General features: G+C 72.0%; 22 protein-coding genes and 1 pseudogene. 12 read left to right on the forward strand and 11 right to left on the reverse strand.

All coding sequences use genetic code 11. From position 1 onward, the window contains the following. Nucleotides 1–69: 69 nt before the first annotated feature. Entirely contained in the window at nucleotides 70–1,395 is a 1,326-nt protein-coding gene (locus amrb99_RS34330) for a CoA transferase (protein ID WP_190864088.1), read from the reverse strand. A gap of 148 nt (nucleotides 1,396–1,543) precedes the next feature. On the opposite strand from amrb99_RS34330, the gene amrb99_RS34335 reads away from it, so the two are divergent. Together amrb99_RS34335 and amrb99_RS34340 are read left to right on the forward strand one after the other, a co-directional pair. Then, the gene (locus tag amrb99_RS34335; RefSeq protein ID WP_190864091.1) at nucleotides 1,544–2,500 is read left to right on the forward strand and encodes an MBL fold metallo-hydrolase; all 957 of its coding nucleotides are present in this window, start codon (nucleotides 1,544–1,546) and stop codon (nucleotides 2,498–2,500) included. 52 nt (nucleotides 2,501–2,552) lie between these two features. Next, nucleotides 2,553–3,035 (forward strand): pyridoxamine 5'-phosphate oxidase family protein, encoded by a 483-nt coding sequence (locus amrb99_RS34340; protein ID WP_190864093.1) that lies wholly within the window; start codon nucleotides 2,553–2,555, stop codon nucleotides 3,033–3,035. Nucleotides 3,036–3,078: 43 nt separating this feature from the next. Here the strand turns inward: amrb99_RS34340 and ppk2 are convergent, their stop codons facing one another. The 3 genes from ppk2 to amrb99_RS34355 form a co-directional block, all read right to left on the reverse strand. Further along, nucleotides 3,079–3,900 carry a polyphosphate kinase 2 gene (gene ppk2, locus amrb99_RS34345; protein WP_190864095.1) on the reverse strand — a complete coding sequence of 274 codons (822 nt, stop codon included), beginning with the start codon at nucleotides 3,898–3,900 and terminating at the stop codon, nucleotides 3,079–3,081. Nucleotides 3,901–3,998: 98 nt separating this feature from the next. Then, nucleotides 3,999–5,207, reverse strand: a complete 1,209-nt coding sequence (locus tag amrb99_RS34350) for a globin domain-containing protein (RefSeq protein ID WP_190864097.1) — start codon at nucleotides 5,205–5,207, stop codon at nucleotides 3,999–4,001. 72 nt (nucleotides 5,208–5,279) lie between these two features. Next, the gene (locus amrb99_RS34355; RefSeq protein ID WP_190864099.1) at nucleotides 5,280–6,149 is read right to left on the reverse strand and encodes a hypothetical protein; all 870 of its coding nucleotides are present in this window, start codon (nucleotides 6,147–6,149) and stop codon (nucleotides 5,280–5,282) included. Nucleotides 6,150–6,556: 407 nt separating this feature from the next. Here amrb99_RS34355 and amrb99_RS34360 point away from each other — a divergent pair, with 407 nt between their 5' ends. Next, nucleotides 6,557–6,970, forward strand: coding sequence for a hypothetical protein (locus amrb99_RS34360; protein WP_190864102.1), 414 nt, complete (start codon nucleotides 6,557–6,559; stop codon nucleotides 6,968–6,970). Between the two features lie 73 nt (nucleotides 6,971–7,043). On the opposite strand, the gene amrb99_RS34365 is transcribed toward amrb99_RS34360, so the two are convergent. Further along, entirely contained in the window at nucleotides 7,044–7,742 is a 699-nt protein-coding gene (locus amrb99_RS34365) for a response regulator transcription factor (protein ID WP_190864104.1), read from the reverse strand. 299 nt (nucleotides 7,743–8,041) lie between these two features. Between amrb99_RS34365 and amrb99_RS34370 the strand changes: the two genes are divergently transcribed. Further along, nucleotides 8,042–8,590 (forward strand): DoxX family membrane protein, encoded by a 549-nt coding sequence (locus tag amrb99_RS34370; protein ID WP_190864130.1) that lies wholly within the window; start codon nucleotides 8,042–8,044, stop codon nucleotides 8,588–8,590. 204 nt (nucleotides 8,591–8,794) lie between these two features. On the opposite strand, the gene amrb99_RS34375 is transcribed toward amrb99_RS34370, so the two are convergent. Both amrb99_RS34375 and amrb99_RS34380 read right to left on the reverse strand, forming a co-directional pair. Then, nucleotides 8,795–9,313, reverse strand: coding sequence for a DUF892 family protein (locus amrb99_RS34375; RefSeq protein WP_190864106.1), 519 nt, complete (start codon nucleotides 9,311–9,313; stop codon nucleotides 8,795–8,797). Nucleotides 9,314–9,470: 157 nt separating this feature from the next. Next, on the reverse strand, nucleotides 9,471–10,862 hold the full coding sequence (locus amrb99_RS34380; RefSeq protein ID WP_190864108.1) for an MFS transporter: 1,392 nt from the start codon (nucleotides 10,860–10,862) through the stop codon (nucleotides 9,471–9,473). Between the two features lie 139 nt (nucleotides 10,863–11,001). Here amrb99_RS34380 and amrb99_RS34385 point away from each other — a divergent pair, with 139 nt between their 5' ends. Both amrb99_RS34385 and amrb99_RS34390 read left to right on the forward strand, forming a co-directional pair. Beyond that, nucleotides 11,002–11,856 (forward strand): helix-turn-helix domain-containing protein, encoded by an 855-nt coding sequence (locus amrb99_RS34385; RefSeq protein ID WP_190864110.1) that lies wholly within the window; start codon nucleotides 11,002–11,004, stop codon nucleotides 11,854–11,856. 177 nt (nucleotides 11,857–12,033) lie between these two features. After that, nucleotides 12,034–13,347 carry an SGNH/GDSL hydrolase family protein gene (locus amrb99_RS34390; protein WP_190864112.1) on the forward strand — a complete coding sequence of 438 codons (1,314 nt, stop codon included), beginning with the start codon at nucleotides 12,034–12,036 and terminating at the stop codon, nucleotides 13,345–13,347. Between the two features lie 80 nt (nucleotides 13,348–13,427). Here amrb99_RS34390 and amrb99_RS34395 read toward each other — a convergent pair whose 3' ends face one another. Beyond that, nucleotides 13,428–14,045 carry a TetR/AcrR family transcriptional regulator gene (locus tag amrb99_RS34395; RefSeq protein WP_190864115.1) on the reverse strand — a complete coding sequence of 206 codons (618 nt, stop codon included), beginning with the start codon at nucleotides 14,043–14,045 and terminating at the stop codon, nucleotides 13,428–13,430. 117 nt (nucleotides 14,046–14,162) lie between these two features. Here amrb99_RS34395 and amrb99_RS34400 point away from each other — a divergent pair, with 117 nt between their 5' ends. The 3 genes from amrb99_RS34400 to amrb99_RS34410 all read left to right on the forward strand — a co-directional run bounded on the left by amrb99_RS34400 (nucleotide 14,163) and on the right by amrb99_RS34410 (nucleotide 16,762). Beyond that, complete coding sequence (locus amrb99_RS34400; RefSeq protein WP_190864116.1) at nucleotides 14,163–14,897, forward strand: hypothetical protein; 735 nt, start codon at nucleotides 14,163–14,165, stop codon at nucleotides 14,895–14,897. Nucleotides 14,898–15,380: 483 nt separating this feature from the next. Continuing rightward, entirely contained in the window at nucleotides 15,381–15,839 is a 459-nt protein-coding gene (locus tag amrb99_RS34405; protein WP_206700214.1) for a PaaI family thioesterase, read from the forward strand. A 146-nt stretch (nucleotides 15,840–15,985) separates the two neighbouring features. Next, the gene (locus tag amrb99_RS34410; RefSeq protein WP_190864118.1) at nucleotides 15,986–16,762 is read left to right on the forward strand and encodes a VOC family protein; all 777 of its coding nucleotides are present in this window, start codon (nucleotides 15,986–15,988) and stop codon (nucleotides 16,760–16,762) included. Between the two features lie 16 nt (nucleotides 16,763–16,778). On the opposite strand, the gene amrb99_RS34415 is transcribed toward amrb99_RS34410, so the two are convergent. Next, nucleotides 16,779–17,117 (reverse strand): hypothetical protein, encoded by a 339-nt coding sequence (locus tag amrb99_RS34415; RefSeq protein ID WP_190864120.1) that lies wholly within the window; start codon nucleotides 17,115–17,117, stop codon nucleotides 16,779–16,781. Here amrb99_RS34415 and amrb99_RS52720 point away from each other — a divergent pair. Together amrb99_RS52720 and amrb99_RS51675 are read left to right on the forward strand one after the other, a co-directional pair. Beyond that, nucleotides 17,104–17,529, forward strand: coding sequence for an aldehyde dehydrogenase family protein (locus amrb99_RS52720; protein ID WP_206700215.1), 426 nt, complete (start codon nucleotides 17,104–17,106; stop codon nucleotides 17,527–17,529). The two genes, amrb99_RS34415 and amrb99_RS52720, sit on opposite strands and share 14 nt — an antisense overlap. A 5-nt stretch (nucleotides 17,530–17,534) precedes the next feature. Continuing rightward, nucleotides 17,535–17,612, forward strand: a pseudogene (locus amrb99_RS51675) (hypothetical protein); the annotation flags it as partial. Nucleotides 17,613–17,682: 70 nt separating this feature from the next. On the opposite strand, the gene amrb99_RS34425 reads toward amrb99_RS51675, so the two are convergent. Next, nucleotides 17,683–18,537 carry a polysaccharide deacetylase family protein gene (locus tag amrb99_RS34425; protein WP_190864121.1) on the reverse strand — a complete coding sequence of 285 codons (855 nt, stop codon included), beginning with the start codon at nucleotides 18,535–18,537 and terminating at the stop codon, nucleotides 17,683–17,685. 194 nt (nucleotides 18,538–18,731) lie between these two features. On the opposite strand from amrb99_RS34425, the gene amrb99_RS34430 reads away from it, so the two are divergent. Continuing rightward, nucleotides 18,732–19,778, forward strand: coding sequence for an AraC family transcriptional regulator (locus amrb99_RS34430; RefSeq protein WP_190864122.1), 1,047 nt, complete (start codon nucleotides 18,732–18,734; stop codon nucleotides 19,776–19,778). Between the two features lie 19 nt (nucleotides 19,779–19,797). Here amrb99_RS34430 and amrb99_RS34435 read toward each other — a convergent pair. Next, the coding region (locus amrb99_RS34435; protein ID WP_190864123.1) for a helix-turn-helix transcriptional regulator at nucleotides 19,798–20,079 on the reverse strand (282 nt) is incomplete at its 5' end.

Here is a 20,079-nt window from a genome sequence, read left to right on the forward strand (position 1 = left end):
AGTGGAAGCGACAATATGATGGGGCGTCAGATTTGTGCAATAGGCAACATCGGCCGTCTCCCGGAGCGGTCAGCCGCCCTCCGCGGCGGAACCCGGCCTTGCGGGACCCGGCCCTGCGGCGCCCGCCCCCTCCGCCTTCTCCGCCCCGTCCGGCGAGCCCAGCGCGCCCGACTCGCGCAGCCGCGCGATCGCCGGCGGACCGTAGCCGAGCACCTCGCGCAGGATCTCCTCCGTGTGCTCGCCCAGGGCGGGCGCGCGGGCCGGGATCCGGCGCTCCTCGCCGACGAACCTGATCGGGCTCGGCAGCTGGTCGGTGCCGAGCCGCTCGGCCGGCAACCAGGGCAGGCGCTCCTGGAACTGCGGGTCGTCGGCCAGCGTCCGGGGCGTGTTCACCGGCGCGATCGGCACGTTGTGCTCGCCGCCGAACGCGATCCACTCGGCGCTGCCGCGACCGGCGAAGATCTTCGTCAGCTCGTCGCGCAGCACGGTGTCGCCGACGGCGTGGTCGGCGTAGCGCGAGCCCGGGTGCCGCTCGAACAGGTCGGGGCGGCCGACGGCGGTGCAGAAGTTGCGCCAGAGCTCCCGTTCGGAGGCCATGAGCAGGATGTGGCCGTCCGCCGTGCCGTAGAACTGGTACCGCACCCCGTCGCGCATGCCGGCCGTCCCCGGCTCGCGGCGCCGGAACCCGTCGGCGCTGTTGCCGGTGACCTCGCTCTCGGGCCGCTCGTAGGCCCGCCAGGTCTCGCTGCGCAGCCAGTCCATCGACGCGGCCGCGTCCGACTGGGCGACCTCCAGGCGGCCCCCGGTGCCGGTGGCCCGTGCCCGGATGACCGCGGCGAGGATGCCGAGGGCGGCGAACAGCGGCCCGGCGTTGATGCCCGTCGAGGGGTGCTCGGGGATCGCCCAGTGGCCGTCCGCGGTCGGTTCCGGGCGGACGAGCCCGGCCCAGGTGTCGAAGGCGACGCCGTGGCTCGGCAGGTCGCGGTACGGGCCGGTCTCGCCGTACCCGGAGATGCCGCAGAACACCAGCCGCGGGTTGACCTGCGCGAGCTCTTTGGGCCCGACGCCCCGGCGTTCCAGGCCGCCCGGCCGCATCGCCTCCACGACGACGTCCGCGCCCCTGGCGAGGTCGAGGAACACCTCCCGGCCCTCGGCGGTGCGCAGGTCGAGCACGATGCTGCGCTTGCCGCGGCTGATGTGCAGGTGCATCAGCGACACCCCTGAGACGAGCGGCCAGGTCGTCTCGCGGAGGTAGTCGCCGCGCGGCGGTTCGACCTTGATCACGTCGGCGCCGAGGTCGGCCAGGTGGGTGGTGGCGGCGCCGGGGCCGAGCATCGACGCCTCGACGATCCGGATCCCGGCGAGCGGCGCGCCGGGCGGGGTGTGAGCTTCCATCGGGATCTTGCCTCCGCGAGCCGACCGGACGGGCGGCCGCCGGCCACCCATTTCTGACTATCCGTCAGATTAGTGCCAGGGAACCCGAACTGAAAGCCCGTCAGATCACTGTCCCGGCTCGACCCCGGCCAGCCGTTAGGGTCACCCCATGAAGCCGCGGTTCGGTCGCCCCGACATCTCCCGCTACGCCGACCGGTTCGACGTGCCGGGGGCCGGCGAGGGCCTGTCGGTCACCTTCCTGGGGGTCTCCACCCTCCTCTTCGCGGACGGGGCCTCCGCCGTCATGACCGACGGGTTCTTCTCCCGCCCGTCGCCGGCGGCGGTGGGGCTGCGGCGCATCGCCCCGGACCGCCGCCGCATCGACGCCGCCCTCACGCGGGCCGGCGTGGCCGCGCTCGACGCGGTCGTGCCCGTGCACACCCACTTCGACCACGCCATGGACTCGGCGGTGGTCGCCGCCCGCACCGGGGCGCGGCTGGTCGGCGGCCCGTCCGCCGCCCACATCGGACGCGGCGGCGGCCTCCCCGACGACGAGATCGTCCGGGCCGCGCCCGGCGAACCGATCACGTGCGGGGCCTTCACCCTCACCCTGGTCGAATCCAGGCACTGCCCGCCCGACCGGTACCCCGGCTCGATCACGGGCCCCGTCGCCCCACCGGTCAGGGCGTCGGCCTACCGGTGCGGCGACGCGTGGTCCCTGCTCCTGCGGCACGCCGGCGGCCGTACCGCTCTCGTCCAGGGGAGCGCGGGCTTCGTCCCGGGCGCCCTGGAAGGACGATCCGCCGATGTCGCCTACCTCGGCGTCGGCCAGCTCGGCCTCCAGGACGAGGAGTACGTCCGGGCCTACTGGAAGGAGACGGTCGAGGCTGTGGGGGCGCGCAGGGTCGTCCTCGTCCACTGGGACGACTTCTTCCGGCCGCTCGACAAGCCGCTGCGCGCCCTGCCCCGTCTCGGAGACGACCTCGACGCCACGATGCGGATCATCGGCCCGCTGGCCGCCGAGCAGGGCGTCCCGCTGCACTTTCCCACCGTCTGGCGGCGCGAGGACCCCTGGTCGGGCCTGCCCGGCGGCGATCGCCGCCCGGCGCGCCACGAGCGTCCATGAGTCGGGACCTTAGGCCCTGACCGGGCCCGCGCGGGCCGAGCATGGTGGAGGAATGCAACTCGATCGCAGTGGTCTGGAGATCCTCGGTCCCGACGAGTGCCGGGATCTGCTGCGGCACGCCGAGGTCGGCCGGATCGTCTTCACCCACAACGCCCTGCCGGCGATCCAACCGGTCAACTACGTCCTCCACGGCGACGACGTCGTGTTCCGGACGTCGCGGACCTCCCGGCTGGCCACCGCTGCGAGCGGCGCCATCGTCGCCTTCGAGATCGACGCGTTCGACGCCGGCGCGCGGACCGGCTGGTCGGTGGTCGCGATCGGCCCGGCGCGCCGCGTCTCCGCGCCCGGCGAGATCGCCGCGCTGGAGAGGCTCGACCTGCGCGCCTGGGCGCCGGGGCAGCGCGACCAGTTCGTCCGGCTGCGTCCGGAGATGCTCTCCGGACGTCGCATACCGGGCGAGAACGGTGTCGCCTCGCACGACGCGGCCATGGCCCTCGGGCTGCACCCCGGCGACAACGGCTCGGCGCTCATCTGACTCCGGGAGGCGCCTGCTCCGCGGTGCGGCCAGCGGCCAGCGGTCAGCGGCCGGTGCCCAAGGTCGCGGAGTGGTCGGGGACCTGCGTCTGCATCTCCCGCGGCGACCGCTCGTAGCCCTTCGGGGCGGGACGCGGGGGCAGTTCCAGAGGCGGGCGTTCCACCTCGTGGTAGGGGATCGTCGACAGCAGGTGGGCGATCATGTTGATCCGCGCCCGCCGCTTGTCCTCGCTCTCCACGACGTACCACGGCGCCTCGGGGATGTCGGTGTGGACGAACATCTCGTCCTTGGCGCGCGAGTAGTCCTCCCACCTGGTGATCGACTCCAGGTCCATGGCGGACAGCTTCCACCGGCGCATCGGGTCCTCCAGCCGGCTGCGGAAGCGCCGCTCCTGCTCGGCGTCGCTGACCGAGAACCAGTACTTGCGCAGCAGAACGCCGTCCTCGACGAGCAGCCGCTCGAAGATCGGGCACTGGTGGAGGAAGCGCGTGTACTCCTGCTGGGTGCAGAAGCCCATGACCCGCTCGACGCCCGCCCGGTTGTACCAGGACCGGTCGAACAGCACGATCTCGCCGGCGGCCGGCAGGTGCTCGACGTAGCGCTGGAAGTACCACTGGGTGCGTTCACGGTCGGTCGGCGCGGGCAGCGCCACGATCCGGGCCACGCGCGGGTTGAGGTACTCGGTGACCCGCTTGATCGTGCTGCCCTTGCCGGCCGCGTCCCGCCCTTCGAACACCACGACGACGCGGGCGCCCTCGGCGCGCACCCACTCCTGCAGCGTCACCAGCTCCGTCTGGAGCCGGGCCAGCTCCCGCTCGTAGACGTCGCGGGGCAGCCGCTTGACCTTGCCCGACGCCTTGCCCATGGCGGCCTCCCGTCTCGACGTGCCCGGCCAAGTAGATCATGGTGCGCCGGGGCCGGCGATCTCAAGGAGGAACGGTGGCCGCCGTCGTGCTCGTCTCGTCAGTCGTTCTGCTGCCACAGGTCGGGCCCGAAGACCTCGTAGTGGATGCGCTCGTCGCTCACACCGGCCTTCAGCAGGCCGTGCCGGACGTCCCGCATGAACGCGATGGGGCCGCACAGGTAGGCGCGCGCCTTGGCGGGGACGCGCACCGGCAGGGCGTCGAAGTCGATGCGTCCGGCTATGACCTGGTCGCCGCTCGGGCGGTCGGGCTGCTCGTACCAGGCGATGGCGTCCAGCTCCGTCATCCAGCGGGCCGACTGGGCGGTCTGGACGCGCAGCGCGTGCGCGGCGGGGGAGCGGTCGGCGTGGAGGGCGATGACGCGGCGTTCCGGGTGCGTCGCAGCGAGATGGTCCAGCATCGCGGCGATCGGCGTGATCCCGATTCCGCCGCTGACCAGGACCAGGGGATCGGAGCCGTCGTCCAGGACGACGTCGCCGAACGGTGCCCCGACCAGAAGCTCGTCGCCGGTCTTCAGGGTGCGGTGCAGGTGAGTTGAGACCGCTCCGTCGGGGGCTCCGGCGACGCCGCGCACCCGCCGGACGGTGATCTGCATTGAGACACCGTCCGCCGCCCGGGACAGCGTGTACTGGCGCGGCTGCCGCAGCCCGCCGGGCAGGTCGACCGCCACCGACACGTACTGGCCCGGACGGTGGCAGACGACCTCCCCGCCGTCCGCGGGCCGCAGGACGAACGACACGACGTCCTCGGCCTCGTCGCGGCGCTCGGTCACCCGCCAGGGCCGGTACTCCGCCGCGGGATCGCAGCCGGCCTCCTGGTAGAGCCGGGCCTCCTCGGCGACCAGGAGCGTCGCGAACAGCCAGTAGACCTCCGACCAGGCGGCATGCACCTCCGGCGTCACCGCGTCGCCGAGCACGTCGGTCACGGCGTCCATGAGGTGGCGGCCGACGATCGTGTACTGCTCGGGCCGGACGCCGAGGGACGCGTGCTTGTGCGCGATCCGCGACAGCAGCCGCTGCGGCGCCGCCGCGGTGTCCGGCCCGCACAGCCGCCGGGCGAACGCGACGACCGAGCCCGCCAGGGCCTGGCGCTGCTCGCCGTTGGCCTGGTTGCCCTGGTTGAACAGGTTCCGCAGCTCGGGATGCGCGGCGAACATCGCCGCATAGAACCGGCCGGTGATCTCGGCGCCGTGCGCCGCGACGGCGGGCAGGGTCGCCTGGACGATCTCGGCGTTGCGGGGGGAGAGCACGGTGCTGTCTTCCTTCGTTCGCTGGTGCGGGTCCGGCGTTCGCTGGTGCGAGTCGGGGGAGCGCGGGCGGGGTCAGCCGCGAATGTCGGGCGGGGCGGTCTCCAGCACGTCGGAGACGGGACGACGCGGAGTGGACGGCGCCCTCGGCCCGTACCCGACACGGACGATCGCCTGGATGCGGCGCCCCGTGTCGTAGCGGGGGGCGGCGGCGCGGCGGTCCATGTCCCTCACGTTCAGCGGCTGGGTGAGCAGGTTCGTCGCGACACCGAGATCGGTCGCGGTCAGCAGCACCCGGTGCAGCGACTGCCCCGCGCTCAGCCACGTTGCGGGGCCGTCGCCGCGGGTCATCAGCACCGCGAGCTGCGGGTGCCGGTCGCACGTCCACCGGTCGAGTTCCGCCTCGTAGGCCGGGTCGGACTCCAGGCGCCGCTCCGCCCGTCCGACCAGGTCGAGCAGCTCCGGGACGGCGTGGCGTTCGACCGGCCACAGCTCGGCGCCTTCAGTCCGGGCGGCGGCGGCCAGGGCGGCCCACACGTCGTCCGGGACGCGCCAGGCGGCGAAAGGCATGCGGTTGCCATAGCGGGCGCGGATCGCCGCGTAGAGGCGCCGCTCGGCGGTCGGGACGGTGACCCGGGGGCCGGTCCGGATCTCGGCCAGAAGGGTGGAGTCGTGCGTGGCTCCGGCGAGAATCCGCACGTCGGGACGGTGGCCTGTGGTGAGCATGGCTAGGCGCACATTCAGCAGCGCGGCGCCGCAGCTGATCGTCATGGAGCGGCCGCGCGGGTCGATGGCCGGCAGCCGCCGCGACGCGTCGGCGTGCAGTTCGAGCGTGCCGCGGGAGAGGACGAACCGCCACGGCTGGGTGTTGCGCATCGACGGGGCCGCGGTCGCGCTCGTGACCAGCCGCCGGACGCCCTCGGGGGTCGCCAGCGGATCCTGCATCGAGGGTTCCCCGGACGTTCGCGCCCCGGTCATGACCGGAAGGGGGCCGCTGCCCCGCCGTCACCGCGCGGGGGCGCGAGGGTCAGCACCGCCCGGACCGGTTCGTGGGCGTGCGCCGCTCCGGCAGTGGCCCGGGTTGGGCGTGGCATGGCTTCTCCTGATGAGGACTCGGGTGGACGGCCCGTCCCGGACGCCCGGTGAGACCGCCCCGTCTCGGATTGCCCCTCCACCATGGCCCCGGCGATCATCACCGCCCAGGGACCTTGGTCCTTCGGCCGAGGGGCCTACGGTCCGAATGTCCCGATGGGCGCCCGCGCCCGACCGGTCGCGAACTTCGGGACCTTCGTCGTGCGGACCGGGACCTCCCGCCCTACGGGGGCTCGGCCCGTCGCCGGGATCGTGGAGGCATGAGCGCCACCGCCGTGGATGCGACCACCCTTGAGGACGTCCTACGAGAACGTCATCGCCGCTGCCTGCCCGCCCTCGCCCGGTTGAAGCTCCTCGCCCGGAACGGCAAGGGCACCGGAACCGACGTCCGCGCCGCCACCACCGAAGTGCTCAGCGAACTGGACGCCGCCGAGGCGGTCCTGCTCGACGCGTTCTCGGGCAGCGTCCGGCGCGAAGCCCTCGCGCACTTCCTCGCCTGCCGTGTCAACCGCCTGACGATCGTCGCCGAGCACGCCGTCGCGACCGCGGACGCCGGTGATCTCCCCGTACTGCGCCGCTTGCTCTACCAGTTCCACGCTCTGGCCGAGGCGATGTGGAAGGTCCAGCTGGGCTTGCGGATTCGGAACCCGCGCTCAATCGCCGGCAGGACCTGAGGCTCGTCACGGGATGTCAGGGACCGGAGCCCGACATCCTTCGTCTCGCCGGCCGGGGGTGCGGCGTGGCTGTTCACCTGTGGTGGCGGTGGTTTTTGTCGGTGTCGGCTTTGAGTTGGGCGGCGAGGGCAGCGGCTTGGGTGCGGCGGCTCATACCGAGTTTGGTGAAGATGCTGGAGATGTAGTTCTTGACGGTTTTTTCGGCGAGGAAGAGGCGTTCGCCGATCTGGCGGTTGGTGAGTCCTTCGCCGATGAGTTCGAGGATGTGGCGTTCTTGGTCGGTGAGGTCTTTGAGGGGGTCTTGCTTTTCTTGGCGGGCGCGGATGCGTTGGAGCATGCGGGCGGTGCTGCGGGGGTCCAGGAGGGATTGGCCGGAGGCGACGGTGCGGACGGCGCCGACCAGGTCCGAGCCGTGGATCTGTTTGAGGACGTAGCCGGCGGCGCCGGCCATGACGGCTTCGAACAGGGCGTCCTCGTCGTCGAAGGAGGTGAGCATGAGGCAGGCCAGCTCCGGCATCTGCGAGCGGATCTCGCGGCACACCTCGGCGCCGTCGCCGTCGGGGAGGCGGACGTCCAGGACGGCGACGTCGGGCCGGGCGGCGGGAATGCGCGCCAGGGCGTGTTCGGCGGTTCCGGCCTCGCCGACGATCTCGATGTCGTCCTCGGCGGACAGCAGGGCGGCGACCCCGCGGCGGACGACCTCGTGGTCGTCCAGCAGGAACACCCGGATCGTCCTCGTGCCCCGCGCGTTCTGGTCGTCCGACCCCGTCATAGTGATCGTTCCCTCGAGTCAGTGGTGATGACACGCACGCTACCCGGCCAGAGGGCCGCCTCACAGGCACCGGAAGTCCCGCGATCACCGGGACGAACGTCCCGCCGGCCACGAAGGTCCATGGCCGGAGAACAGAAATCCAGCGGCCGTGGAAACGGCCGGGAAGCGGGACCTAGGTCCCGTCGATCATGCGCCGAACGGTCCTACAGTGCGTGTTTGCCGAGGTGTTGAGTTCGGGGTGGATAGAGAAAAGGCGATGCGATGGAAGGTGAGACGCGATGGCGGTCTCCGAGCACAAGATGAGCACCCGGCACGGGCACCACGCGCTGGTGCGGGTGGTGGCCCCCGAGCCGCTGACCGAGTCGTCCGCGGCCCGGTACGTGTGGGCGGTCGCGCGGCTGGCCCTGGGCTGGGTGTTCCTGTGGGCGTTCCTGGACAAGCTGTTCGGGCTGGGGCATGAGACCCCGGCCGCCAAGGCGTGGACCGAGGGCGGCAGCCCGACCGAGGGGTTCCTGAAGTTCTCTCCGAAGGGCCCGTTCGCCGGGTTCTACCACGACATCGCCGGCGCGGCCTGGGCCGACTGGCTGTTCATGATCGGGCTCGCCGGAGTCGGTGCCGCCCTGGTCCTGGGGATCGGCATGCGGATCGCGGCGGCGGGCGGCGCGGCGCTGCTGGTCATGATGTGGTCGGCGGTCCTGCCCCCGGCCAACAACCTGTTCATGGACGACCACCTGATCTACGCGGTCGTGATCATCGGCCTGGCCTTGGTCAGCGCCGGCGACACCCTCGGCCTGGGCCGCTGGTGGGCCAAGATCCCCCTGGTCGAGCGCCTCCCGATCCTCAAGTGACCCGACAAGCGAAGACCGTCGAGAGGCGCTCACCCCGGGTGAGCGCCTCTCGACGTGGGCTTTAGGCCCCCTCCGGGCGGCGCATGGCGGCGGCGACTCGATGAAGACCACATCGTGGTCAAGAACGCGCAAGAAATGGTTGGTTCGTCCTTCAGACCACGACATCTCGGATGCATGCGTGCCGATATGGCCTCGGCCTTGCCGTCACGGGTCGCTTCCGTGGTGCCGAGGGCGGCCGAAACCGTGACCGCGAAGGGCGACCTCCAAGGCGAGATCCCAATTTCCCGACAGCTGGTCGGCTATCTCATGGCCGTCGTCGCACATCCCACCGGCGACCCGTGCGGTCTCCAAGTCCCCGGCGCGTTCGGCCAGGCGCCGCAGCAGCTCGCCCGCCGCGATCTGCAGATGCACGGCGGAGTAGGCGTCGCGCTGGTACTTCGCGGCACCCGCGCGGTGCCCCGGGCCGAACGCCGCTTCCGCGACCGACGCGAACAGCATTCCGGCGTCCTTCACGATGGACGGGGAAGCGCCATGGGCGTGCAATCTCTCCTCGATCGCCCTGTTGTAGAAGTGGGCGCGCTCGGCGAAGTGGCCGAGCGGACGGCACAGCTCCGGCTCGTCCGCCACCGTCGTCAGGGCCTCGCTCAGCACCGCCTGCACGTGCTGCTCCAGCGCGTGCACGTCTTTGAGCGCGAAGACGAGTTGCCGGTCAAGGCCGGTCATCGGCGCCTCCTCATCGCTCGGTGTCGCCGGGACGGGCGCTTTCCCGTCCGGAGGCCGCTGACCAATTCGACGTGCCCGCCGGGATTCGCGTGCAAACACCACCGAACTCGCGGGCGATTCCTTTCAGGGAGAATCGATCGCCTTCCGTTTGGCGAGGTCATTTGACGTTCTTGGCGAGGGTGCGATCGACGGCGGTGACGGCCAGGAGCGCCAGCGCGACGACCGTCAGGACGGCGGCGAGGTGGTGGAGCCCGGCGTCGGTGGCGCGGCGGCCGTAGGCGAGGCCGATCATGCCGGCGGACGTGATCGCCCCCAGGTACATGAACGTGCGAAGGAGTCCGGCGGCCGCACCGGTCTGCTCGGCGGGCGCCTGGGCGTACATGGCGGCCTGGTTGGTGACGATGTTGAGGCCGTTCTGCACGCCGAACACGACGCTGACGAGCAGCAACGCCCACAGCGGGGTCCGGCGGTCGAGGAGGAGCAGACCGCCGCAGCCGAGGCTCAGCGCCGCCGCTCCGGCGACCAGGGACGGCCAGACGCGGCGCCGGGCGGCGAACGCGGAGACGGCGGTGGCCACGACGAACGACGGCAGCATCAGCAGCCCCGCGGCCGACGCCAAGCGGCCGGTGGCCTGCTCCAGCCACAGCGTCCACCCGTAGACGAAGCAGTAGGTCACCAGCATCGTCACGCCATAGCGGACGTAGGTGGTGGTGAGCGCGCGATTGTGCGCCAGCATCCGCAGATCGATGAACGGCGCGCGGGCGCGCAGTTCCCAGGCGGTGAGCGCGGCCAGTAAGGCGAGGGACGCGCCGAGCAGCCACCATCGGGGAGCGCCCAGGTCCATCAGGAACACCAGCAGCGCGGTGAGAGCGGCGGCGAACAGCAGCACGCCGCCCGGATCGAGTGCGCGCCACAGTGAGGCGCCGGTGTCGCGTGGGCCGTCCTTGGGGAGCCAGGCCAGCGCGGCGGCCATGCCGGCGGCCGCGAGCGGGACGTTCACCAGGAACGTCATCCGCCAGCCGCCGGCGGCGATCAGCAGCCCGCCCAGCGGCGGGCCCACCGCCATGCTCACCTGCCCGGCGATGGCCAGGGCGCTGAGCACGCCGCCCGGGGTGCCGCCGTCCAGCCGCTCCGCCCGGCGGCGCACCATCGCCATCGCGGCCGGGTAGGCCGCCGAGGTCCCCAGACCGATGACCACGCGGGCGACGACCAGGGCGGGCAGCGACCAGCCCAGGCAGCCGAGCAGCCCGCCCGCGCCGACCAGGGCCGTGCCGGCGAGGTAGACGCGGCGGGGACCGAGCCGGTCGGCCAGGCGGCCCATGGTGGGCTGCCCTACGGCGGTCGCAAGGTACAGCGCCGAGACGAGCCAGGTGGTTCGATCGGCACCGGCACCGAACGCCTCCCCGATCGCCACCAGCGCGACGGCGATGACGGACGAGTTGATCGGGTTCAGCACCGAGCCGAGCGACACCGCGGTGACGAACCGCCCGCCGAAGACCCGCCGCTGCTCCGCCCCGCCAGAGGGCGGGACGACCTCTGTACTGATCATCAGAGCGACTCCTCGGGAGAAGTTCGAAGCATCGAAGACGGATCCACGGTGCTCCCGGGCGACTCCCGGTTGAAGGCGGTGGTGTTCCTGGCAGTGACACGGCCACCCACGCGGAACGGGCGGCTGGCACACTGGGCGCGTGCCCTCCAGCAGCGCGCTCGGCGACTACCTGCGCGCCCGCCGCGCCCGGTTGCGCCCCACGGACGTGGGCCTGCCCGCCGGCCCGGGCCTGCGCCGCACCCCCGGCCTACGGCGGGAGGAACTCGCCGCGCTGGCCGGAGTGAGCATCGACTACTACATCCGCCTGGAACAGGGGAAAGAGACCAACCCCAGCCCGGCCGTCCTGGACGCGCTGGCGCGCGCGCTGCGGCTGGACACCGAGGAGCAGGCGCACCTGCTCGCGCTCGCCGACCATGCCGCAGGACGCGTCCCGCCCGCCCGGTCCCCGGTTCCCGAACGTCCCGTCGTCCGCACCGGGGTGCTGCGGATGCTGGAGCAGCTCCGTCCGTGCCCCGCCTACGTCCTCAGCCGGACGAGCGACATCCTCGCGGCCAATCCCGAAGGGCTCGCGCTGTTCGCGGGAATGGACGAGTGGCCGCCGGAACGCCGCAACACCATCCGCTACGTCTTCCTGCATCCCGCCGCACGCAGCCTGCTCGCCGACTGGGACAAGGCGGCCAGCACGAGCGCCGCACAACTGCGCAGCCTGACCGCCACCGACCCCGATGACCCGGCTCTGACCGCGCTCATAGACGAGCTCAACGGCGCGGACCCCGAGTTCGCCGCGCTGTGGAAGCGGCACGACGTCCACGCCCGGCGCGGCGACCGCAAGACCTTCCACCACCCGCGCGTCGGCACCTTCACCCTCGACTTCGAGGTCCTCCACCTGGACGCCGACCGCCAGCGCATGTCGGTCTACCAGGCCGAACCGGGCACCTCCGACCACGACGCCATGATCCTGCTCTCCCTCAGCAACAGCGACGCCCGAACCTGAGCCGGCCGCACCGGCGACGCGTCGCGTGGACGAACCCCACCGGGCCGGTGCCTTCCCGGGTTCGCGGCGCGAGCGGGCGGCCGAGCGCGGAGTCCGCACGGGTAGGGGCAGCCATACCCGAAAGAGTGTTGCTCGCCGTGATGCGGGAGCAGGCCCCTGACCGGTGGGATCGACGGCATGGACCTTCCTCTCTCCGGAACCCGGCTCGTCAAGATCGTTGTGGCCGTACCGGTCGTCGCCGCGTTGGCGGCCGCCGGGATCGCGGCCGCCCCGACGTCCCATCACGTGGTCTCCGCACGGTCGAACCAGGCCGCCGCGGCGAACGCACGGTGGACGAGCGGCTGGGGCGCGGCCGCGCAGGCACCCATCGCGGGCAACGAGGACTCCGGGCCGAACTGGTCGACGCGGGGGTTCGCCGACCAGACCGTGCGGCAGGTCGTGCGGGTCGGGATCGGCGGCACCCGGATCCGCGTCCGGCTGTCGAACGCCTTCGGGACGAAGCCGCTGCGGATCGCGGGCGCGACCGCCGGCAGATCCGCCGGGGGCGCCGTGGCGTGGCCTAAGACCATCACCCCGGTCACCTTCTCCCATGCCGCGACGGCGGTGATCCCTCCCGGAAAGGAGTTCGTCAGCGACCCGATCGCGCTGTCCACGTCACCGCTGGAACGCCTCGCGATCTCCCTGCGCCTCACCGCCCCGACCGGCCCCGCCACCTTCCACCGCTTCGCCCAGACCGATTCGTTCCTTGCTGCCGGCGGCCACCTGAACGACGTCGGCGCGGACGCCTTCAAGGAGGCGACGTCCTCCTGGTACTACCTCACCGGCGTCGAGGTGGCGGGCGCACCGGCGCGCGGCTCGGTGGTCGTCTTCGGGGACTCCCTGGTCGACGGGGTCGGAGCCACCAAGGAAGCGGACGCCCGGTTCCCCGACGACCTCCAGGAACGGCTCATCGCCTCCCGCCGCCCGCTCGGAGTCGTCAACGCGGGCATCGGATCGAACAAGCTCCTGAACAGCTCGCCCTGCGGCGGCGAGAAGGGGACCTCCCGGTTCGCCCGGGACGTCCTCGGCCGCCCCGGCGTCCGCACCGTGATCGTCCACCTGGGAGCGAACGACATCGGCGCACCGCAGGTGGACGATCCCTGCGTGCGCCCCAACCCGCAGGTGACCGCGCGGCAGCTGATCGACGGCCACCGGGCCCTGATCCGCGCCGCCCACGCCCACGGCGTCAAGGCCGTCGGCATGACGGTTCTCCCGATGAAGGGCGCCCTGTTCCCCTTGTGGACACCGAAGGCGGAGCAGCTCCGCCAAGAGCTGAACCATTGGATCCGCACCAGCCATGAGTACGACGCCGTCATCGACGCCGACCGTGCGATGTCCGACCCGGCCGACGCGGAAATGCCCCGCCCCGGCTACGTCTTCATGGACGGTCTCCACCCCAACGACGCCGGCTACCAGGCCATAGCGAACGCGATCGACCTGGCGGCCCTGTGAGCGCCATATCGCCGGATCGCCCTTGGGGAGCCCTGCGGCGAGACCGGCCGCCCCGGCCGCGAACGCCGAGAGGACGCGGCTCAGCCCCAATCGCGCGGCGGGACGAGCTCCTGCGGGATCAGCAGCCGCTCCATCAGCACATGCAGGTGCTCGCGGAAGGAGGCGACGACCTCGGGATCGTCCGGGCTCCGCATCCCCTTGGAGCGCTCGAGCACGCCCGATCCCAGATAACCGTGCACGCACCAGACCATGGTGCCGAGCAGGTAATAGGCGTTGACGTCCGGCGGCACCACATCGCGGATCTTGCGCGCGGCCATGGTCAGCAAGGGGCGCGCGTACCGATCCTCGAGTTCGGAGATGTCCGCGGCGTCCGCGACCCAGCGGTGCGCCCACAGCGCGCGGACCTGCGGATGCGTCAGGTGGAAGTCCAGATAGGCGTCGACGATCTGGTGCAGGGCCCGCTGCCCGGGCTCCGCGCGGGACACGACGGCCTCCATCATGCGGTGCTCGCTCTCGAACGCCTGGCGTGTCACCTCCAGGTAGACGGCGCGCTTGTCGCCCGCGACCTCGTTGATCGTCGTGGAGCTGGTGCCCAGGGCGTCCGCGATCAGGTTCAGGGAGACCCCGTCGTACCCCAGCTCGCCGAACAGCCGGGTCGCGATGTCGATGACCTGCTGGTGTGTGACGGCACTGGCCATATCGTCACGGTACGTAGAGACACCAAAAGCAGAGCGTCGCCACTGGTAAGGGTGGTGTCAAGTCGAGTGTCCGTCTTCCCGGCGCCGGGTATCCGCGCAGGCTCTAGGGTCGGCGGGGTGTCCGAGCGATTCGACGTCGTCGGCGAGGTGGCGGCCGCCTGCCGCGATCGCGCCCAGGCATGGCGCTTCCTGCGCGGGTTCGCCGCCGCATGGTCGACCCCCCTCACCGGCGACGACGGCCGGTACCGAGACGAACTGGCCGCCGCCGAGCAACGGCTCGAGACGCCGTTGCCGGAGGCGCTGAAAGAAGCGCTCGCACTGCTCGGCGGACGCGAGGACCTCACCAGCAACCAGGACTGCCTCCTCCGCCCTGACCAACTGCACTACGACGAGACCGGCCGGGCCCTCGTCTGGCGGCTGGAGAACCAGGGCGTGGCCCGGTGGGGCGTCCCCGTCGAAGACCTCCGCCTGTCGGACCCGCCGGTGATCTTCCAGCTCGACGGCACCTACTCCGCGCCCGAACCATGGCGGCCGTTCCTCGACCGCTTCTCCGTCGCCTGCGTCGAGATGGTGCTGTACGAGGCCTTGTTCGGCTCCGACGGCGACGACCACGACAACCGGGAGGCGGGCGACGCCGATCCCGGCATCATCGAGCGCTGCTACACCCGCCTCGCCGTCCCCGACTACCCGATGTGGGCCGACCCCAAAGGCCCGCCGGTCCGCTGGTTCCACGGCCGCGACGCGCTGATCTGCGACCACGCCGGAGCCTGGATCTGGGTCCGGACACGAACCCCCGAAGCGCTCCGAGCCGTGCGCGACACCCTCCCCGGCGACTGGCACATGCAGCCCTGACCGCCCCTCCACGGCGACGGTCATGCCGCCCAGACGCCGGTGTGACTCCCTGGCAAGACCAGCCCCGGCGCGAGGTCGCCGCGCGCGGCATCGAGCCGAATGAGAGGTCCCCGCCCATGAAGTCGACCTTCGAACCCCTCGCCCGCGGCGAACCGTCTTTGCGCACCGTCGTGAGGGCACGGGGCTTCGCTGCCTCCCGTCCTTGCGCACCGTCGCGAGGACATGGGGCTTCGCCGCCTCGAACCGCGCCCGCACCGAGGCGGCCAGTTCGGGCGCCTCCTCCGAGAACCGCCCCCTGTCGCCATCCGGCCACCCACGCAGCCGCCACCGACAGTCCGACAGTCCGCCACCGACAGTCCGCCGCCGGAACCGATACGACGACTCTCCGGGAGCTTGCGGGGCCAACCGGGTCGAACGGGCTGTAGCGTCCAAGATCGATACGGGGGCACCAATGCCGGCTCGTGACGTCCGCCGAGGAGAACGTTGAAAGATCAGATGGAGCAGGACCAGGCCGACGCCGAGGTCCGGGCGCGCATCCAGGCCAGTTTCGACCGCCAGGGACTGATGGGACATCTCGGCGCCCGCCTGACCCATATCGGGCCGGGGCGCGTGAGCATCAGCCTGCCCGCCCGTCCCGAGGTGACCCAGCAGAACGGGTACTTCCACGCCGGAGCCACCAGCGCCATCGCCGACACCGCCGGCGGCTACGCGGCGTTCACGCTGTTCCCCGAGGGCACGTCCGTGCTGACCGTCGAGTACAAGATCAACCTTCTGGCGCCCGCCGAAGGGGAGCGCATCGAGGCCGAGGGGACGGTCCTCAGGCCCGGACGGACGCTGACGGTGTGCCGGCTGGAGGTGTTCGCGGTCCGCGACGAGCGGCGCAAGCTCGTCGCGGCCGGCCAGCAGACCCTGATCTGCGTGGAGGGACGGCCCGACCAGTGAGGCACCGGACGCCCGGCCGGTGACCCGAGCCCGGTGAGGTCGAATCGGGGCATCCTTTGTGGATCCGAAGGCAAGGCTGTCCGATCACATGACGCTGATGCGCCTAGCGTGACTGGCATGTGCGCTCTGACCCGGTGCGAACGCTCATGAGCCAGGACGTCCACGGCACGCAGTCGTGGATCGATCTGGGCAGCCCTGACCTTCAGGCTTCGAAGGCGTTCTACCGCGGCCTGTTCGGCTGGGGTTCCTACACGCTGACGTTCGACGAGTTCGGCGACTACGAGATCTTCACCGAGCCCTCCTCCGACGAGGGGATCGCCGGGGTCACGGCCTTGGCCGACGACACCCAGTCGCCGTCGTGGACCTGCACTTTCAGGGTCGACGACGTCGACGCGTGCGTGCGGACCGTCGAGGCGGCGGGCGGCCGGCTGCGCGTGGACCCCACCCAGGTCGACGGCCTGGCGCGGATAGCGCAGTTCGCGGATCCGCAGGGTGCGGAGTTCGGCGTTTGGCAGCCGGTGCGCTCCGGCGGGCAGGCCCCGATCGGCGAGCGTTCGGCCGCCCGCTTCGTCGAGCTGGCCTGCCGCGACGGCGCGGAGAAGCACTTCTACCGGCGGGTCTTCGGCTGGTCGATGACGGAGGCGGACGGTCGTTTCGCCACCCGCTGGACGGTCGGGGGCCGGCTCGTCGCGACCGCGGTCGCCGCGGACGGCGACCGGCCCGCCGCCCCTCTCCCGCAGTGGTCCCCGTACTTCGAGGTCGCCGACTGCGACGCCGCCACCGCCCGGGCCGTGGAGCTCGGCGCCCGGATGAGGTCGGCGCCGGCCGACACCGACCTCGGCCGGTTCTCGGTTCTCACCGACCCGACGGGCGTGCGCTTCGCCGTCATCACCGCGGGCGGCTCGCAACCACCTCGCGCGTGACCGGCCGGGCGGCTGCTCAGCCCGCCTCGGCGTCTTGGCGGAAGACCCTGCCGCCCTTCATGACGAACCGGACGTCCTCGATCAGCGGGTCGCCGGGGACGGCGATGACATCGGCGACGAGGCCGTCCTCCAGGCGGCCGCGGTCGGCGGCGTCGATGAGGTCGGCGGCGACCGTGGTCGCGGAGCGGAGCGCCTGGAGCGGCGCCATGCCGCGCTCGACCATCAGGTCGAGGGTGGCGTCGCTCGCGAGGGAGCAGTGCTCGATGCAGTCGATGCCAGCCTCGATCGCGTTGCGGATGGCGCCGTCGCCCATGCAGTGGGCCGCGACCTTGAGGCCCGCGGTGCACGAGATCATCGCCGAGGCGGGCGCGCCGCGCATGCTGACCCACGGCGCCCAGCTCGAACCCGTGGACCTCGTCCACTCCTACGCGGCCCTGCTGCGCGACCATCCGCTGACCGAGGACCTCGGGCACGCCGAGTACCAGGGGCAGCGGCACCACCGCTGGGTGGAGAAGGAGGCCGCCGGGGTCGTCGCCGCGATCACCCCCTACAACTTCCCCGTCCAGCTCGCGCTGGTGAAGCTCGCCCCCGCGCTGGCGGCGGGCCGCACGGTGGTGCTGAAGGGCGGACGACGCCGACCTCCGCGCCGTCTCCATGAACGCCGCGTTCGGCATCTGCCTGCACGCTGGCCAGGCCGGCGCGCTGAACTCCCGCCTGCTGGTGCCGCGCGCCCGGCACGGCGTTCTTCTACACCCCGACCTTGCTGAGCGGTGTGGACCCCGACAGCGAGATCGCGCAGGAAGAGGTGTTCGGGCTGGTCCTCGCCGTCATCCCCTACGACGACGATGACGACGCCGTCCGCATCGCCAACAACTCCGCCTACGGCCTCTCCGGAACGGGCTTCACCGGTCATCGCCCGGTCAGGCGGTCGTGGTGGCGTAGTGCTCGGCGATCTCATCGCTCGTCGTCAACCACACGCCCGGGTGGCCGGCGATGTACTTCAGCGCCTGGTCGAGGTACTTGGCGCGGAACGCCTGGCCGATGACGAACGGGTGCAGCGCCAGCGCCATGACGCGCCCGCTGTCGGCGGACTCGGCGTACAACTGGTCGAACTGGTCGGTGACCATCCGGACGAACGCATCGCCGCTCATGCCGTGCATCGTGAAGATGCCCAGATCGTTGAGTTCGAGCGAGTACGGCACGCTCAGCATGCCCGGGACGTTCAGCCGGTACGGCTGGTCGTCGTTGGTCCAGTCCAGCACGTAGTCCAGGCCGAGCTCGGCCAGCAGGGACGGCGTCTGGAACGTCTCCGTCAGCGCGGGCCCCAGCCAGCCGCGCGGACGCCGCCCGGTGGCCCTCTCGATGGTCTCCACCACCGCCGTCAGGTAGCCGCGCTCGTCGTCGACGTCGGCCTGGAGCGTCGAGTTGTTCTTGCCGTGGGCGAGCCAGGCCCAGCCACGGGCGTTGCCCGCCTGGACGATCTGCGGGTACCGCTCGCAGACGTCGGCGTTGAGCAGCACGCTCGCCCGGATCCTGTGCCGGTCGAGGACGTCCATCACGCGCCAGATCGCCACGCGCGGCCCGTAGTCGCGCCAGCCGTAGTTCAAAGGGTCGGGCACCAGCGCGGCGGTCGCCTCATTGATGCTGGTGGAGGGCCGGTCGATCGTGAAGTGCTCCACGTTCAGCCCCACGTAGAAGGCGACCCGGGCGCCGTCCGGCCAGCTGATCGGCTCGCGCTCGACGATCGGGCTGTAATCGAACAGGGTGTTCTCCATCGGTTCCCTTCCTGATTGCCGTGCAGCCCCGTCGGGCTCGTTCGGACAATGAAGGTAGGGAGCCCGGGAACGCCGCCAGGAGGGCCGAAGGCGCCATCTGGAGGGTCGAAGGCGCCACGCCCGTTGCGGCCCGCCTGCCCACTCGGTATGTCTTGTCCCGACCACATCGTCCCTATCTGGGAGATAGGCCGCCCATGGCGAACAGCGCAGTACCGGACCGGCCGGTGATCGGTGCCGCGAAGGGCACGGTCTCGCCGCATCTGACCCGCCTGCTGGTGCGGGCGGGCATGGCGGCCGGTCTGGACCGATCGCGACTCGCCGGACTTCCCGGGCTCGCCGTACTGAACGACGAGGGGATCCGCATTCCCACCGGGACCATCCTGCGGGTCTGGGAAATGTTGTCCCGCCTCCCATGGGGCGCGCGCGGCGGCGACCGGGTCATGGAGCTGTGGCAGCCGGGCGCGCTGGGCGTATGGGACTACCTCTTCCCCGTTTCCGGCACCCTGGAGGAGGGGTTCCGCGCCGCCGCCCGCCACTTCACGGCCATCGCCGACCCCTCCGACGAACTGTGCGTCACCCGCGACGGCGGCGCGCTGACGGTCAGCTGGCGCGGCCCCTACCGCGACCTTCCCGAATACCCGCTGATCGCGGAGTTTGTCCCGCACATGCTGCTCATGGTGGCGAGCTCGGCGGCCGGGCGGCGGCTCGCACCGCTGTGCGTCGGACTCCCGGACCTCGCGTCCATCGCGTCCGGGCGTTCGGCCGAGCTGTACAACACCGAACGCGTCATCGACGCCGACCACCCGTCGGTCACCTTCGCCGAAGCCGACATCGCCGTCCCGCTGCCGCGGGCGGACCCCGCGCTCGCCGCGATCCTGGACCGGCACGCGCGGCTGTCCATCGAGGCCGCCCGGCCCGTCCTGGGCTGGCTCGACCGGTTCCACACCGTCCTGGAATCCGCGGTCGCCGACGGCCCTCCCGGGCTGGACCAGGTGGCCCGCCGGCTGGGCATGAGTCCACGGACCCTCCAGCGCCGCCTGAACAAGGAAGGCACGAGCTGGCGGGAAGAGCTGGAGCGGCTCCGGCGGCGCCGGGTGGACCGGCTGCTGCGGGAGACGTCGCTGAGCGTGGACTCGATCGCGACACGGGTCGGTTTCACCGACTCCCGGGCCCTCCGGCGCGCCATCCACCGCTGGTACGGCCACGGGCCCGCGGTCATCCGCGGGAGCGGCCCGTCGTAGCCCCCTTGCTCCGGCGGCGTCACGGCTCGCGGCGCAGCAGCGCGGGCAGGTCGGCGCGGCCCGTGACGCCGAGCTTGGCCGAGGCCCGGTACAGGTGGCCCTCCACGGTGCGGACCGACAGGACGAGCGGCTCGGCGATCTGCCGGTTGGTCAGCCCGGCGCCGGCCAGCGCGACGATCTCCCGTTCGCGCGGGGTGAGCGGCGGCGGCAGCGCGGTCGCGGCGAGCGCGGGCGTCCGCGCGCCCTGGCACGCCTCCGCCAGCGAGTGCGCCCGTGCCGCCGCGGCCGCCGCCGGACCGCG

Source organism: Actinomadura sp. RB99, from assembly GCF_014706005.1.
Classification (GTDB): domain Bacteria; phylum Actinomycetota; class Actinomycetes; order Streptosporangiales; family Streptosporangiaceae; genus Spirillospora.